This is a genomic window from Bacillus sp. 05T31, from assembly GCF_056396725.1.
In genome coordinates this window covers 1-854 of the sequence record NZ_JBFTMA010001128.1, presented here as the reverse complement: position 1 = coordinate 854, position 854 = coordinate 1, and the positions used below count along the sequence as shown (strand labels likewise).

The 854-nt window shown below is 34.1% G+C and carries 1 protein-coding gene; it reads right to left on the bottom strand.

Features of this window, described 5'->3' with window-relative positions; genetic code table 11:
- The coding region (locus AC1DJR_RS31830; protein ID WP_477004454.1) for an FtsK/SpoIIIE domain-containing protein at positions 1-579 on the bottom strand (579 nt) is incomplete at its 3' end.
- Positions 580-854 lie beyond the last annotated feature (275 nt).

Sequence of the window (854 nt, the reverse complement as noted above, 5' to 3'; positions counted from 1 at the left end):
AGTCTTTAGATCGACCAGGTACATTTCGAGTTCATGAGGTTTTTTTATTAAAATCCACGTTGTTAAAATAGTACGAAGCATAGAGCTTTTTCCGCTTCCTGGTACACCACTGATTAATGTGTTAGGGGATGTAATTAAGGAGTACTTGATCCATTGGTTGTATTTGTTTTGACCAACAACGATTGGTAACGGTTCATTCTTCAATAGAAGCTCGTTAAAGCTGTAATGTAAGCTTTTCATACGTTTAGGAAATATACGTATAACACAAGTTATAAATCCTATTTCTAGCTCGATACTGTCGCCTAAATATTGTTTGAAGACATACTCCTTTTCGGTTAAATTCTTTGGGTTCATACCTTTTGGTATGGTGAAAATAATTTCCTTGTGAGTCTCTAAAATAAGTATTTTTTGGATAGTAGGGTAAATGTAGGTTTTAATATTTCCATACGTGATGTGAGTCAAAAACAAGCTTGCTGAATGAAATGATTTTTTAGTTTGTTCCTCTAAATCGTTAATTTGATTTTTTCTTTTTATATAACTTTGGTAATTTTGTAGGGCCTTCTCTAATTTTGCTAACAATGAAATCCATCCTTTCTGGTCCATTGCAATATTTACCAGGACAAATTAACCCTATTGGTAAATATTACTTGGTATAAATTTTTGGTTAAGGGGCACTATGACTTCCCTCGGCCTTCCGCCCTCGTCGTCATAAACACATCCTTTATTTCCTGTTATTGCTACTCGTAACACGTTAATACATAGGTAACATTAAGTAGGTAGTGATTTAAGTTACTGATAAAGTAAATTAAAAGCTCTTGCTTAGTCATTAGCCTATGCAGCGATTGAGTAGGAGG